At 39.4% G+C, this 13,859-nt stretch carries 14 protein-coding genes; 6 read left to right on the top strand and 8 right to left on the bottom strand.

Going from position 1 to position 13,859, the window contains the following annotated elements:
• Nucleotides 1-21 precede the first annotated feature (21 nt).
• Nucleotides 22-1,224, bottom strand: coding sequence for a cation:proton antiporter (locus GHD25_RS14220; protein WP_240452373.1), 1,203 nt, complete (start codon nucleotides 1,222-1,224; stop codon nucleotides 22-24).
• A 423-nt stretch (nucleotides 1,225-1,647) separates the two neighbouring features.
• Complete coding sequence (locus GHD25_RS14225) at nucleotides 1,648-2,085, bottom strand: CBS domain-containing protein (protein WP_164217971.1); 438 nt, start codon at nucleotides 2,083-2,085, stop codon at nucleotides 1,648-1,650.
• A 176-nt stretch (nucleotides 2,086-2,261) separates the two neighbouring features.
• On the opposite strand from GHD25_RS14225, the gene GHD25_RS14230 reads away from it, so the two are divergent.
• Entirely contained in the window at nucleotides 2,262-2,435 is a 174-nt protein-coding gene (locus GHD25_RS14230; protein WP_164217973.1) for a hypothetical protein, read from the top strand.
• 43 nt (nucleotides 2,436-2,478) lie between these two features.
• Here GHD25_RS14230 and GHD25_RS14235 read toward each other — a convergent pair whose 3' ends face one another.
• Nucleotides 2,479-2,616: a hypothetical protein gene (locus tag GHD25_RS14235; protein ID WP_164217975.1), complete on the bottom strand. Its 138-nt coding sequence runs from the start codon at nucleotides 2,614-2,616 to the stop codon at nucleotides 2,479-2,481.
• A gap of 73 nt (nucleotides 2,617-2,689) precedes the next feature.
• Nucleotides 2,690-3,133: a GNAT family N-acetyltransferase gene (locus tag GHD25_RS14240; protein WP_164217977.1), complete on the bottom strand. Its 444-nt coding sequence runs from the start codon at nucleotides 3,131-3,133 to the stop codon at nucleotides 2,690-2,692.
• 150 nt (nucleotides 3,134-3,283) lie between these two features.
• Here GHD25_RS14240 and GHD25_RS14245 point away from each other — a divergent pair, with 150 nt between their 5' ends.
• Nucleotides 3,284-4,069: a DUF2268 domain-containing putative Zn-dependent protease gene (locus GHD25_RS14245; RefSeq protein WP_164217979.1), complete on the top strand. Its 786-nt coding sequence runs from the start codon at nucleotides 3,284-3,286 to the stop codon at nucleotides 4,067-4,069.
• Nucleotides 4,070-4,195: 126 nt separating this feature from the next.
• Here the strand turns inward: GHD25_RS14245 and GHD25_RS14250 are convergent, their stop codons facing one another.
• Entirely contained in the window at nucleotides 4,196-4,453 is a 258-nt protein-coding gene (locus GHD25_RS14250) for a hypothetical protein (protein WP_164217981.1), read from the bottom strand.
• Nucleotides 4,454-4,702: 249 nt separating this feature from the next.
• On the opposite strand from GHD25_RS14250, the gene GHD25_RS14255 reads away from it, so the two are divergent.
• From GHD25_RS14255 to menC, 3 genes are all read left to right on the top strand, one after another.
• Entirely contained in the window at nucleotides 4,703-4,813 is a 111-nt protein-coding gene (locus GHD25_RS14255) for a YjcZ family sporulation protein (protein ID WP_164217983.1), read from the top strand.
• A 35-nt stretch (nucleotides 4,814-4,848) separates the two neighbouring features.
• Nucleotides 4,849-5,034: a YjcZ family sporulation protein gene (locus GHD25_RS14260; RefSeq protein ID WP_164217985.1), complete on the top strand. Its 186-nt coding sequence runs from the start codon at nucleotides 4,849-4,851 to the stop codon at nucleotides 5,032-5,034.
• A gap of 232 nt (nucleotides 5,035-5,266) precedes the next feature.
• Complete coding sequence (menC, locus tag GHD25_RS14265; RefSeq protein ID WP_205601365.1) at nucleotides 5,267-6,382, top strand: o-succinylbenzoate synthase; 1,116 nt, start codon at nucleotides 5,267-5,269, stop codon at nucleotides 6,380-6,382.
• 363 nt (nucleotides 6,383-6,745) lie between these two features.
• Here the strand turns inward: menC and GHD25_RS14270 are convergent, their stop codons facing one another.
• A complete protein-coding gene (locus GHD25_RS14270; protein WP_164217987.1) occupies nucleotides 6,746-7,339 on the bottom strand; it encodes a hypothetical protein in 594 nt (197 codons plus the stop codon).
• A gap of 605 nt (nucleotides 7,340-7,944) precedes the next feature.
• Complete coding sequence (locus GHD25_RS14275; protein WP_346426792.1) at nucleotides 7,945-10,692, bottom strand: UPF0182 family membrane protein; 2,748 nt, start codon at nucleotides 10,690-10,692, stop codon at nucleotides 7,945-7,947.
• Nucleotides 10,693-11,041: 349 nt separating this feature from the next.
• Between GHD25_RS14275 and hpaB the strand changes: the two genes are divergently transcribed.
• Nucleotides 11,042-12,439, top strand: coding sequence for a 4-hydroxyphenylacetate 3-monooxygenase, oxygenase component (hpaB, locus tag GHD25_RS14280; protein WP_164217989.1), 1,398 nt, complete (start codon nucleotides 11,042-11,044; stop codon nucleotides 12,437-12,439).
• Between the two features lie 46 nt (nucleotides 12,440-12,485).
• Here the strand turns inward: hpaB and GHD25_RS14285 are convergent, their stop codons facing one another.
• Nucleotides 12,486-13,844 carry a sodium-dependent transporter gene (locus GHD25_RS14285; protein ID WP_205601366.1) on the bottom strand — a complete coding sequence of 453 codons (1,359 nt, stop codon included), beginning with the start codon at nucleotides 13,842-13,844 and terminating at the stop codon, nucleotides 12,486-12,488.
• Nucleotides 13,845-13,859 lie beyond the last annotated feature (15 nt).

The following is a 13,859-nucleotide window of genomic DNA, read 5'->3' on the forward strand; positions in this document are numbered from 1 at the left end:
ACGGGAGAACCGTCCCTGTATTTACAATTTTTTTGACAGAGGAAAAATGCCGATGCTTTGTATAAAGATAGATAATACTATAGTTCCGAAGGCGAGGGATACGAGGGTATCGTCGTTCTGGGCTGTGGCTTCCAGGCCTAAAAGCAGCACAACTGAAACTGCGCCTTTTATTCCTGAGAAAGAAATAATGCCAACATCCTTCATGGAAAATTCACGTCTCCATGTAGGAATAGTCCGGGTGATCCCGCTTAAAACAATAAATCTTGTCAAAAGTGACATAGTAAAAATAATAATAACAAGCAGCCATTCCGGAAAGAATAGATAATCCATTGCTAAAATGCCGATGGTTAGAAACATGATCGATAAAATGGATGGCTCGACAACCTCCCAAAATCCATTCAATGCCTCATGAAAATGTTTTTTATCTTTAATATTTCTACCAAATTCAAAAGATAGCATCATTCCCGCGGTAACCGTTGCGAGAACTCCGGACACACCAAGCAGTTCTCCCAGGTGAAAGCTGCCGTAAGCAACAATAATACTCAGCATTACCTGGTATTGCCGGTTTGCCGAATAAGAAACAGCTTTACTCATGATCCAGCCGAATGCGAGTCCTATAAGCGTTCCTCCGATGGAGACAATAAAAAATTCACCAAGAATAAGCATTGGTGCGAAGCTGGTTTGATTGATTAACATCCCCAAAAGCACAGTGTATAAGACAATACTGGTTCCGTCATTCAGCAGAGATTCCCCTTCCACAATATCTGCTATTTTTTCATTGCTTAATGATTTTTTCAAAATGGAAACGACAGAAACCGGATCGGTCGGAGCTAGAATGGCAGCAATCAGCAATGACGCAATGAAAGAGATATCAATAAAGAGGTTTCCGACTGCAAAAATCGCTGATCCTAAAACGATGACATTTAACAAAACCCCTATTGTTCCCAAGCTGCCTATAATCCATTTATCCTTGCGCAAAATATCGAGCGGAAATTGATATGCCGAAACAAAAAGAACAGCAGGAAGAAATACAAAAAATAAAATATCCTGGTTTATTGATATGCTTTCAAAGTATGGAATAAAAGATATTAAGAGCCCTAATCCGAGCAAAACGACAGGTACAGGAAAATATTCCTGCTTTTTATCAATAGAATAGATGATGTAACCAATGATTAATAATAAAAGGAGCTGATAACTGTCCAATGAATGAATACCCCTCTCCACATGTATTTCCTTCTCAAAGCAAATGAAAACAGCACACCTGCAGGCAGGATAAAAAATGCTCAGCCATGCACTGTAATGCAGGCAAAATAATAGGAAACTATCCGGCAAAGAAACCTGTTATATCAGTATTCTTCCTCATACCCTTATAAAAGGGATGGCAAACAATTATGTACACCCAAAATTAACCGGAAATATGTAAGGAGAAAATGACAACTCAAAAATGCTCGATATCTGGTTCTATCCGATCACACCAGCACACGTCCTTCCCCCTGGTTAAATTTACCTCATAACATGGAAATCCATCTAAATCAGCCGAAATAAAACAAGCTGTTTCGGGAAATTCCCGGAACAGCCTGCTATTTTAAAAGGAAGTAATAATTGAAAAGTTACAGCAAAACTTACGAATGCTGACACTTGAAATGGTTACTTTTGAGGAGCCGATGGGGTTGAAATACTGCTTAACGCCTCTTCCGCCTCATCATTATACTGACTGTCCACCGCTATATCTCCCAATGCAACCATGCCAACAACCTGACCGTTTTCTACAACAGGCAAGCGGCGGATTTGCTGCTGGGACATTAATTGTGCTGCTTCTTCCACATTCATATCAGGCGACCCCTGAACAACCTGCCGGTCAGTCATCACCTCTGAAACATTTGTTTCGGCAGCTTCTCCCTGAGCAGTGGAGCGAAGTGTGATATCGCGGTCTGTAATGATTCCCACCATTTCACCGTTATTATTGACTACCGGCAAAGAACCGATATTATATTCACTCATGATCGCCGCAGCTTCCTGGACAGATTGCGTTTCACTCACCGTATAAACGTCTGATGTCATAAGATTCCGCAGTTGCTGATTCATTTAAAAACCTCCCTTTCACACATAGGTTGGATTATATGCTCCAAAATATGAAAGGTATTTTTTTGCAGGTCAAAAATTTACAGAAATCACTTTTTTCTAATTAAGTGCTTTTTCCAGGTGAAAGATGAATTCCATTTAAACCATTGGAAAAAATAAAAAAAGAATGGAGGGATATTTTGCGAAACAATAAAAAGAAGAAAGAATATAAAGCAGCCGAAGTTCAGGCTCCCGGCATAGATCCGGATGATTCATTCGGAGAAAAAGCAAATGAGGAAGAAATAAGAAGCGGTGAATCAACCCGAGTAACCCGAATTATTTATGATGAATACGAGAAAAGTGATGGAAAGTAAAAATTGAAAAGTGAAGAGGCATGCTTCTTCACTTTTATCCATGTTACAGATCATAAATGGTATCAGCATTTTTATAACGAATTTTTTCCGACTTTACTGTTGGTTCTTTTTTAGCTTTTTGTTCCGTCTGATCCAGCTTGTTGTTTCCCCGCGACTGTTTCTGTTTCGCTTTATTTTCCAAATTTTGGACCTCCTATCTTGGGAATTTCAAGATTAGTTTGTCCAAATGACCGTCATTTGATGATAAAACTATTTTATTCTTTTATATTTTTCTGCATTATTGATGACACCTCGAAAAATCCAATTTTTTCGTATAATATTTTAGCGTTATTTCCTGCATATATATTCAATTGCACCTGTTCATAACCCATCTTTTCAAACTGCAAAAGCCCCTCTTTGAGCAATTCCTCTGCTATCCCCTGTTTACGGTACTTCGGGAGAATATAAAGCTCTGATATAAAACCGATCGGTTCATCTGTATTATAATTCAGCCCATTACTGAGCCCGATCCAGCCTTTTATAATATTATCCTCGATGGCAACAAAATAATAACCACCATTAGTCAGAAAATTTTCCGCATGCTGGATAGCTTTTGTTTTCCTCGGAACAACATGCCCCATACTTGCTTCCTTTAGTACTTGAAGAGCATGGGCAAGTATTTTTTCAGTTTCTTTTATGGTAGCTTTTCGTATATTCATAATCTTCCTCCGCTATTTGATGATGCCATAGTTTATGGAAAATAATTTCAATTAGTTACAACAACCTTATAAAAATCTTAGCGAAAGAATGAACACCGGCCCTGTATAAACCATAGGCTAACTATAAATATTGAAATAAGGTGAACGCCAATGGGAGTTATTTCTACAGATAAATGGCTGATCAAGGCCTATGATGATCCGATAAAAATGTGTGAAAAACTGGAGGCATTATTTCCCGGGGCTGACAGCACTGAAATATACCATCATTTAATGATCAATGGTATGTATCAAACTCCTTTAAAAAATGGAAAACAACTTATTCGGTACTTGCAGCGAAAAAAAATATGGGAATTTGTTCAGAAGGAATTCACACACTTAAAACATATTTGGAATGGGCCGGATATTCCGGTTTTTATTTTTCCTTCATCGGATAGCCGAAGATTAAAACAAGAGAATAACGGAAAATCGGGACTTGCATTTGCAGATAAACTTTTCCTCTTTATTTCTGATGAAACTTCCAAAGAGGAAATGAGAGCACTGTTCATTCATGAATATAACCATGTATGCAGGATGCAAAAATTTCCAAAAAAAGAGAAAGATTACGTGCTGCTCGACTCCATTATATTGGAAGGTTTAGCTGAACAGGCAGTTCATGAAAAACTTGGAGAGGAACACTTGGCAAGCTGGTGTAAATATTATCCGGATGACATGCTCGAGAAGTGGTGGAAAACCAAGCTTATTCCCAACAGGGACATTCCCAAAACTGACAGAAGCCATCATGATTTATTATACGGCTTACGCTTTCAGCCCAAAATGCTTGGTTACAGTGTTGGTTACTATATCGTACAAAAATTTGCCAAAGAAAATAAGATGAATACAAAAGATTTGATGACGTTACCCTCAGAAGAAATTGCACAATTGAAAAACGGCGGATAAGAAAGATTTTCAATATGTAATTCATTTCATATTGAATTGGCGGTCTCCCTTCTTTTAAAGCAGAATTAATAAACAAGAGACAGCAACATATGAACTCCTTCTGTCTCTTGTTTATCATCAATTATTTTAAATCCAAAATCCGGGAATTAAAGCCAGTCCTAATATACCGCCAAGGGCCAATCCAATACCGAAGCCAGTGACACCCCAGCCCCATCCCCAGCCAAATCCGCCTAAACCGCCAGGTCTGCCAAGGGGCTGTAAATATACCCTCGAATTATCAACATGCCTAATAATCCCTCTGTGGACTTTCCCATCTTTCATTCTGATCTCGACACCTCTGCCTTTATACCTTTGGCAAAGTCCATGGAAATGTGCAACAGACATTCAATCACCTCCAAATCCTTGCAGTTATAACAGTGTATGAATGCACCCAACCAAGCGTAATGGACAGTTATAATGGAAGAGGAGTGGAAATAATTCTAAATTACAATCGCCTTAGGCAGTGATAAACCAAATATTGCAGTCCAATGTGTATAAAAAGTATGCCTAATTTTCTTTTTCTGGGTACCTATCCATTTCCCATAGGGGGTATTTACCATATATTGATGTTAGGTAGATAGGGAGGTGTTATTAATGGGTGCACCAGCTGCAGGTGGAGTTGGATATGGCGGAGGTTTCGCCTTTATTGTTGTATTGTTTATTTTGCTTATTATTGTAGGCGCATCTTATGCAGGTTTTTATTAATGTGAATTCATAAACTGTTAATTAGGAGGTTGGATATGGGATTCGGTTATGGACCAGGTTTTGGTCATGGCGGCTTCGGCGGTCCGGTTGCAGGTGCTGGTTATGGGCCGGGAGCATGCGGCGCCGGTTATGGCGGAACAGGATTTGGCGCCGGTAGAGGTTTTGCCTTGATTGTTGTATTGTTTATCCTGCTTATTATTGTAGGGGCAGCCTGGTTTTAGAAATTGTCTGCTGTCACTAGAATAGCTTATAAATACTTTCTCTCCAAATACGTGACCATGCTCTTTAATAATAGAAATGTTGCTAAGCAGGGGACTCTCCCTGCTTTTTTTAATACCTTACTATTGTTTATCACAGGTACTTACTTGAAGAAGCAGGTCAAACATGTAAAATATATCTTGCAGGCATTTATTTCGCCGGGGGTTTATAAAATGATGCAAGGAGAATAATACGATGACGATACAACTGGAACGGATACAATTGCATAATTTAAAAATGCAGTTAAAAAAACCTTTCAAAACAAGCTTTGGCACATTGGAAAACAAGGAATTTTATATTATAGAAGCCATAGATTCATACAACAATCATGGATATGGGGAATCAGTTGCTTTCACAAGCCCCTGGTATACGGAAGAAACCGTGAAAACCAATTTACATATGATGAAAGACTTTTTAATCCCGCTTATACACGAAAACCAATTCAGTCACCCTGGGGAAATTCATAAGATATTTCTTCCCGTAAAACGCAATAATATGGCAAAAGCAGCACTGGAAGGGGCAATTTGGGATTTATATGCGAAAAAAAAGAATATTCCTCTATCCCGGGCAATTGGCGGCAGCAAGAAGAAAATTGAAGCCGGAATCAGCATTGGAATCAAATCAACCATTAATGAATTGCTCCATACCATTAATAATTCTTTGGAAGAAGGATATAAACGGATAAAAATAAAAATAAAACCCGGCTGGGATGTGGAATTACTGCGCGAAGTAAGGAGGCATTTTCCCGAAACAGCTATCATGGCAGACGCAAATTCCGCCTATACCTTAAAAGACCTGGAACACCTCAGGCAATTGGATGAATTTAATTTAATGATGATTGAACAGCCTTTGGCACATAATGATATTATTGATCACGCAAAACTTCAGTCAAAATTGGCCACCCCTATTTGTTTGGATGAAAGTATTACTTCTCTTGAGGATGCCAGAAAAGCTATCGAACTTGGCAGCTGCAAAGTTATTAACATTAAAATAGGGAGAGTCGGCGGCATTTCAGAAGCAATAAGGATTCATGACCTTTGCAAAGAAAATAACATTGCTGTCTGGTGCGGCGGGATGCTGGAAGCGGGGGTGGGGCGGGCACATAATATAGCACTTGCCACCCTGTCCAACTTTGTTCTTCCGGGCGATATTGCAGGTTCTTCACATTATTGGGAACAAGATATCATTCAGCCTGAAGTGGCCGTGAAAGATGGAATGATTAATGTGCCTGAAAAACCTGGGATTGGTTACGATTTAGATCATGAAGCAATATCCAGCTTTACTTCTGATGTAACAACATTTGATTTGTAGAACAAAAATAGTATTGGAACAGTTCCATTGATGAAGATCATAAGTATCTCATTGGTTTTGCATTTTAATCAGGTTTACCCTTTAGGGTACATACCAGAGATTTTTTCAGTCAGACTGACTTAAAATAAATGCTCTCCAGGTGAAATCTGTGGTTTTACGTTATTTTTTATACCAGAGAGACGCACTATGGTATGTGATTAAACTATTTCCGCAATTCGCTGATCAGAGAAAATCCCATGTATATTCAGACATGTATCTTCGGTAGTCGCCCTGTTAAAATTAATTTTATAACAATATAATATAAGCGCTGTCTGGTCATAAGTTTTTTGCACCTTATGACCAGAAAACTTCTCACCATATAAATTATTCAAGCAGATCCTTCCCGCTTTTCCATCGCTCACTCATAAATTTTTCTGATTCTCCGGTATTCCCATTAATATAGAACGTTTCATTTATTTCGTCACTCTTCACTCTTACCTTCCATATCGGTAAATATACCAGGGAGACTTCCTTTACCTCATGAAGGGGCTTTTTTAAAATGTATGATCGGTTAATTTGTTTTTCCTGGACATTTTTAATATATTTATTTACAACTTCTTCCTTGCTAATTCGCAGCGGTGCCAAAGTATTTCCCTCTACTTTTTCTTCTATGACCGGTGGAATTTTCGAAAATAACCCGCGATATCCTGATACGGCATCAATAAAAATAACATTAGGTATTTTCTTAGAAGGAAAGGGCGGTCTTTCAGCAATTACCAGATTTTTGACAATCCAAAATGGATGATAAGTCAGTTCTTTATCCGTCATATTTTCACGAATAAAATCAATATTAACCGACTTATTCATTTTTTCTTTCACACCTAAACTTTTGTAGATAGATTTATAAAGCAAGGTTTCCGAAATAAGCTTATTGCCAATACGCCGTATTTTTTTCACGTCAATTTGATTCGTTTGCATAAGCATCTCCCCTTTAATCAGTTCCTCTTTATTTGGAATTTCTTTTATTTTAATCTTTTCTTCACATTTTTCAGATTTTTACACTTGAATAAACCCACTTCTTTTAAATTTTTCGGTAAGTATCTAAACTTATCGTAACTTATTTAGAATTTTAGAGCTGTCTTCACCTCATTCATTGACCATTTTTATTATATTAAAAATGAAAAGATATTTCAAAAAATTGATCGCTCTCCTTATCTGAGAGAACCTTAGGGATATCGCAGACCATATCGGATGGCCTCGTTTATTAATAGGAAAAAGTATTGTTTATAACACCTGAGAAACCTAAAGTTGATCTCTCGCGTATTTACGTTTCGCCACATTCCCTGTTGCTGCTCTGTCGCAGCCATAGTCTTGATAGATTTACCAAGGAGTTGGCCATCACTTATGCGGAGCTGTTAATAGGTGGTAATTAATTCATTATATGTTCTCACAATTTACGAGGCACTCATCGACTATTAGTTCGCTTCATAGCAATATCATTTTGACCATTCGGGATCATACCCAGGCTCAAACAAAAAAGTAAAGGCGTCCCATTTACTTAGAACGCCTTTACGCTTTTGCTGCTAGTTATTTAAATATGCTTCGATTTCAGCCATAATACTTCCTGCTTCTTCCCAATCCCCATCGGAGAGGGCATCCTGATATGCATCAAACAATTCCGAGAGCTCACTTAATACTTCGTCAGCACCCTGCAGCGGATCTTCCTGATCTGCCGGGTCCTCCATCTCTTCATCAGGATCCACCGGTTCTTCCGGCACTTCCACATCTGTTTCAAAATCAGGATCAACTAAAGAAAGTATCTGTTCTAATGCCTCATCAAATGTCTCTGCCATAACAATTTCATCCTCATAAGCAACAATGATCTGCTGCACTTCAGGCAATGAAGTCTGATTGGATGATTCAATATACACCGGCTCCACGTACATTATCGTATCTTCAATAGGGATGGTCAATAAGTTCCCGCGAATAACCTCTGAACCGCCCTGAGACCATAAATTCAGCTCCTGTGAGATTCTCGAGTCCTGATTAATTCTGTTTTCAATCTGCTGCGGTCCATATACATTACGCTGCTGCGGGAATCGGTGTACGAACATTTCACCATAATTTTCACCATCATTCCGGACACCCATCCAGGCAACCATATTTTGCCTGTTCCGAGGGGAATAAGGCGTCATTAAAATAAATTCTTCCTCCTCATATCCGGGCAGGCTCATAGTAACGTAGTATGGTTCCATCTCGATGTCTTCATTAAAGTATCTTTCTGTTGGGAACTCCCAATTATCTTCCCTATTATAAAATACTTCCAAATTAGTCATATGATAAGTCCCATACATTGTGGCCTGAATTTTAAACAGTCTTTCCGGATACCGGAAATGTGCCTGTACATCTTCCGGTATTTCTGCCGTAAATAAATCAGGGAATATATTTTGATACGTTTGAAGCAATGGATCTTCCGTTTCCACGGGATAGAAATTCACTGCCCCGGTATACGCATCCACCACCACTTTCACCGAATTCCTTATATAGCTTTCCTGCCCCTGATATGCCTCTGCATAAGGATAGCGTTCTGCAGTCAAATAAGCATCCATCATCCAGGCAAGTGAACCATCATCCCTGACAAAAATATACGGATCACTATCATATTCAAAAAATGGAGCAATTCTTTGTACCCTGTCCATAATATTACGGGTCTCCAGAAGAAGACTTTCAGATGACACCTGGTCGGAAACCAGCATGCGGAATGATCCTTCATTAATGGCAAATAATAATCTATTCATAAAGGTCATTGGAATGCCTTCCTCTTCTTCATAACGGGTACTCATATTTTCTTCGCCTGATGGATAGTCAAATTCATCTACTTCTGTATTTACTATTACATTTTCATAGTCATTCTGTTCCCCGAAATAAATTTGCGGGCGTGAAATATCCATATCTCCCTGGGGCGGCAGATTACTTAGCATATATTGCGGCTGCCCCTGTGCGGTCAATTCATTTACATGGCTCATTGCTACACCATACCCATGTGTATAACGGAGTGTCCTGTTCACCCACGTATGGGCCTGCTCGGGCAAATCCTGTGTACTTAATTCCCGTGCACCAACAAATACTTGCTGATATTCCCCATCAATCTCATATCTGTCAACATCGATATCGTTAAATTGATAGTACGTACGGAAGGTTTGCAGCTGATTATAAATATCAAGCAATGGCCTTGCATCATTTATCCGAACATTATTAATCGTAAGCTCATTCCGTTCAATCATGTCCGCATCCAGTGAAGGGGTGGCAGGGTGTTCTTCCTCCGAAATGTTTTCCAAATCGTAGGCAGCCCTCGTATAATCCAGATTATGCTGGAGATAGGGGCTCTCTCTGGAGAACTCATTCGGACTAACAACAAATTGCTGTACAGCCACAGATACCCCCTGAGCTGCAATTAAAAGCACAACATATGCGATTACCGGTACAGCCATCGCAGTTATTTTGCCTCTCGCTAGGGAAATAATCATCCAGATTGTCCCGATAATTGCTGCTCCTGCTAATATATAGGCTGCCGGAATATTAACCAAGTCATCTGTATAACTTAGTCCATGCACTACACTGTTTTGAAAAATGTTCACGTTATTTGACAACAAGGTTTCATAAGGCGCCAACACATGGAGTCCTGCCAGCAAAATCCCGATAAAACTGAGTGTAACCCCCATATGCAGCTGGGCAGAGCGGCTCATCCGATACATATGAAAAACGGAATAAGCAGCAATTTCTATTGCCACAAAAAAGATGGCCAGACCCAATAAAACATACACAATAAACTTTATAAAGGGAAGGATGAATACATAGAAGGAAATATCCATATTAAAGTATGGATCCGTCTCCCCGAATGTTGCATGGTTCAAAAGCTTCAACAGCGGCTCCCAGCCAATCCCCTGAATAATGCTGCTTCCAACCAAACCTACAAGGGCGGAAATACCAAGCATGGCCGGAATGCTTTGTTTCTTTTTCGTAATAAAAGCAGGTAGCTGTTCCTTGCTCAAGTGGCCAACATATGATTTCCGTATCCAGGAAAGGGTTATATACATCAGTATGGAAAACAGAAGGAAACCAATAACCCCAAGCATAATTTTACTGCCGAGAATCGTAGTAAATACAGTTTTAAATCCGAGGTGATCCATCCAAATATAGTCAATAATCCACTGGAAAGATGCTATCCCCAAAATTAATAAAAGCAGTACGATACCAATTATTATACCTATTCGGTTTCCCCGCTTTTTCCATCTTTCTTTCTGCTGTTCACTCATTTCATAAAAATCCAATGGTGTACCCCCTAAATTTCTAACATAACTGTTATTCTATCATAACAAAATTTCCACACACTTTCTTATCATATGTACGGAATGTAAAGAAATTAGTTTCATAAAATGATTCTATTTCTTATGTTTTTACTCCCTATCTCAACTTATTTTTCCAGTTTATGTTAGATTATATAAAATAAATAAGTAAATAAACGATCATAGCCAGGGTACAACTTCTTGAACGTTAAATAAATGGGGAAATTTTATAGCTAAAAAGATACAGCCTTAGAAAAGCTTTGTGCACGATGAACCATTTTTCTCCACCAAAATATATTAGTATTAAATTTATTTTTTTAAGGAGTGGAGAAAAATGCCTGCAATAACCGGAAATGAGTATATACAGCGAATCGATCGGCTGAATACAACCATCTGGCATAACGGGGAAAAAATAAGCGGCAGAAAGTCTGAGCATGCATTATTTAAAGGTGTTATAAAAGCACAAGCTGCCCTTTATGATTTACAGCATGATAAAGATAAATCAAGCGTGATGACATTTAAATCACCGGACAGCGGAAACCGAATTGGCACTTCCTATTTAATGCCAGCCTCAAAAGAAGATCTGAAGAAAAGAAGCAATATGATTCAGGAATGGGCAAAATTAAGCAGCGGCATGCTTGGCAGAAGTCCAGATTACATGAATACAGTTCTTATGTCTTTAGCTGCTTCCACTGATCTTTTAAATGACAAAGAAAATTGCTTTCCCGAGAACCTCTTTACATTTTATAAATATGCCCGGGAAAATGATCTCTCTTTTACACATACATTTGTTAACCCTCAAGTAAACCGCTCTCCATTTTACATGGAAGATGAAGAGGAGCCAATTGCCGCAAAAATAATAGCAGAAACTAACGATGGGCTTATCATAAAAGGGGCAAAATTGCTTGCAACTCAGGGCGGTATTACAGATGAATTGCTTGTTTTCTCACCCGGGGGCGTAAATGACAAGAAGCATGCCTTTGCTTTTTCCATACCAAGCGATACAGATGGCCTCTCCTTCATCTCCCGTGAATCCTTTTATTTGGGAGATTCCCAATACAATTATCCTTTATCTTCCCGGTTTGAAGAAATGGACACCATTGTTGTGTTTGATAGTGTTGTCATACCATGGGAGAGAGTTTTCTTTTATAAAAACATCCCGACGGCAAACAGCTTTCAAAGCAAAAGTGCATTTCGTCCATTTACCCTTCATCAGGTTTTGAACCGAAGAATTATAAAAACCGGATTTTTTTTGGAACTCGCGAAAGATATCATCCAAACCATCGATATCGGAGACTACGCACATGTTCATGAAAAAATGGCTGAAATCATTGTGACCTATGAATCACTGAAAGCTTTGCTTTTAAAGGCAGAAACGAACGCGGCAATAGATGATTTTGGTCTGATGCGCCCGGAAATGGCATCCTTACAGTCCGCTAATTCGCTATTTTCGAAAATGTATCCGCGTATAATTGAAATTATACAATTGCTTGGTGCCAGCGGTTTAGTAACTATACCAAGGGAAGCTGATTTTACATCGGAAATACGTCCTGCACTGGACCAGTATTTACAAAGTGCCAAACTGGATGCAAAGGAGCGTGTAAAGCTGTTTCGGCTTGCCTGGGATGCAACCATGAGTCCTTTTGGCACGAGACAAACTCAATATGAACGTTTTTTCTTCGGAAATCCAAGCACGTTTTCCACCGGACTGTACCGCAGTTATTTCTCTTAAATTAAAATGGATCCTGACCGTTGGGAAGATCAGGATCCTAATCCTTCTAAATAAGCCCGCTGATGAAAATAACTGCAATGGCAGCAGGAATAAGCACAGTTACAACCGGTTTAATCGCATATGGAATTTTAATTTTTTCTGTTCCCGTATTCATATCTTCAATGAAATTATCCGTTTTCCATTGGAATACAACATACAAGGATAGCAACAGGGCACCCACTACAAGCATAATACTTCCGGAGAAGTAGTCAATAAATGTAAATATATCCATTCCAAATATCTCAATATGCGACCACGGTCCTTGGGACAATATCGATGGAATTGCCAGCACAAAGCTGACTGCAGTTACAAGCCAGACACTCTCCTTTCGTTTCAGGTTCAGCAGTTCAGATGCATTGGCTGCCAATGTTTCAACAAAACCTACCCCTGTTGTAAGTGCTGCCAGGATTACGAGTAAGAAGAAGATCAGCCCGAATATGGTACCTCCCGGCATCTGTTCGAATATGGACGGAAGTGTCAGGAAGATCAAGGCAGGTCCTGAATCCGGGGCCATATTAAAGGCAAATATTGCCGGGAAGATAACCATGCCTGATATTAATGCAATAAATGTGTCGAGCGAAATTACCCAGACCCCGTCTTCAACCAAGTTGGAATTGTTTTTATTCAGGTAACTTCCATAGGTAAAAGCAGCAGCCATTCCGATACCAATGGAAAAAAACGCCTGACCGAGTGCAGCCAGTACGGCTTCTCCGTTAATTTGTGAAAAATCCGGCTGTAAATACCAGACAACCCCATCCCAAGACCCTTCCAGGGAAAGTGAAAACACGCTCAAAGCTATCAACATAAGTATTAATAATGGCATTAACAGCCTGACAAATTTTTCTGTTCCATCTTTCACTCCTTTTACAACTACAAAGGCGAGAATCAACGTGGGAATGATCGTATATCCGGTTACAAGCCATGGATTTGCAACAAAATCATCGTAAATGGCTGCCGTCTGTTCGACTGTAATTCCTTCAAAAGTGCCGAGTCCCACCTTTACAAAATACCCGAACAGCCATCCCATTATCATAAGGTAATACGAAAATATCAGGAGTGATGTAAGTACTCCCAGCCACCCGATAGATACCCAAACACTCCCTTTTCTTGTCAATTTCCGCATCCCGCTGATCGCCCCAGCCTGCGCTTTTCGGCCGAGGCCCGCTTCAACATAAAATAAAGGAATTCCAATTATAATGATAATAGCAATATAGATTAGAAGAAAAGCTCCTCCACCGTATTCACCCACTAGATACGGAAACCGCCAAATGTTCCCGAGACCTATAGCAAAACCGGCAGCAGCCATAATAAACCCAATTCTTGTTCCCCAATTTTCCCTTTTTTTCTCCATGATGGGGTCACTCATATAATCCACCTTTCT

The sequence above is a fragment of the Virgibacillus aidingensis genome (assembly GCF_010994035.1).
Lineage (GTDB): Bacteria > Bacillota > Bacilli > Bacillales > Amphibacillaceae > Virgibacillus_N.

Excerpts from the sequence above, each read along its gene's own strand:
- GHD25_RS14225 (WP_164217971.1), bottom strand. The coding sequence starts at position 2,085 with ATGAATCAGCAACTGCGGAATCTTATGACATCAGACGTTTATACGGTG.
- GHD25_RS14240 (WP_164217977.1), bottom strand. The coding sequence starts at position 3,133 with ATGAATATACGAAAAGCTACCATAAAAGAAACTGAAAAAATACTTGCC.
- GHD25_RS14245 (WP_164217979.1), top strand. The coding sequence starts at position 3,284 with ATGGGAGTTATTTCTACAGATAAATGGCTGATCAAGGCCTATGATGAT.
- GHD25_RS14250 (WP_164217981.1), bottom strand. The coding sequence starts at position 4,453 with ATGTCTGTTGCACATTTCCATGGACTTTGCCAAAGGTATAAAGGCAGA.
- GHD25_RS14255 (WP_164217983.1), top strand. The coding sequence starts at position 4,703 with ATGGGTGCACCAGCTGCAGGTGGAGTTGGATATGGCGGAGGTTTCGCC.
- GHD25_RS14260 (WP_164217985.1), top strand. The coding sequence starts at position 4,849 with ATGGGATTCGGTTATGGACCAGGTTTTGGTCATGGCGGCTTCGGCGGT.
- menC (WP_205601365.1), top strand. The coding sequence starts at position 5,267 with ATGACGATACAACTGGAACGGATACAATTGCATAATTTAAAAATGCAG.
- GHD25_RS14270 (WP_164217987.1), bottom strand. The coding sequence starts at position 7,339 with ATGCAAACGAATCAAATTGACGTGAAAAAAATACGGCGTATTGGCAAT.
- hpaB (WP_164217989.1), top strand. The coding sequence starts at position 11,042 with ATGCCTGCAATAACCGGAAATGAGTATATACAGCGAATCGATCGGCTG.
- GHD25_RS14285 (WP_205601366.1), bottom strand. The coding sequence starts at position 13,844 with ATGAGTGACCCCATCATGGAGAAAAAAAGGGAAAATTGGGGAACAAGA.